The sequence below is a fragment of the Campylobacter sp. 2018MI01 genome (assembly GCF_018501205.1).
In the GTDB taxonomy this organism is placed as follows: Bacteria; Campylobacterota; Campylobacteria; order Campylobacterales; family Campylobacteraceae; genus Campylobacter_E.
Genome location: NZ_JAHCZE010000132.1, coordinates 1 through 626, shown reverse-complemented (window position 1 = coordinate 626; position 626 = coordinate 1). Strand labels below are relative to the sequence as shown.

At 24.3% G+C, this 626-nt stretch carries 1 protein-coding gene; it reads left to right on the top strand.

The features are described from left to right. The coding region (locus tag KJQ97_RS09320) for a hypothetical protein (protein WP_214120680.1) at positions 1-626 on the top strand (626 nt) is incomplete at both ends.

The window sequence follows — 626 nt, the reverse complement described above, 5'->3', positions numbered from 1 at the left end:
AGATAAAGATACTTTAAAAGATTTAAAAAGCTTTTTTAATAAAAATGATTTTTTAGAAGAAAATGGAAAAACTATTTTAAAAGGCGACGCTGCTAATTATGTAGCAGGTTGGTTTAGTGAGATTGCTAATAAATTTTTAGAAGTTAGCCAAAATGCAGTGCTTAGCAAAGAAGAGATGTTAAACTCAAGGCTAGGAGTAAGGCTTGATGGCGAGATAAATGAATATAATTTATTGCAAATTACTAGCGTAGAACTTAATGCTAAAGGAGATGATATTAGTGATGAAATGTATGAAGCTCATAATACTATTTCAAAGGATTTAAGTGATACTATTTTAAAGGATAAAAATAAAGATGGTTCATTAACGCTAGATGAACTTATGTTAAATGAGAGTAAAGAAAAATATTTAGAAGAATTAGAAAATCTATATAAATACACTGAAAAAAATCAAATTGATAAAAAGCCTAAAATAGATTTAAGACTAAAAGAATACGCAATAAATGAAGAAAATAATCACATAAGAAAACTAAAGCAAGATATAAAATTATTTAAAAACTCAAATTCTTTAAAAATAAATGAAGATAAAGAAAAAGAATTAAAAGACAAAAATAATTTAGAAGAATTTT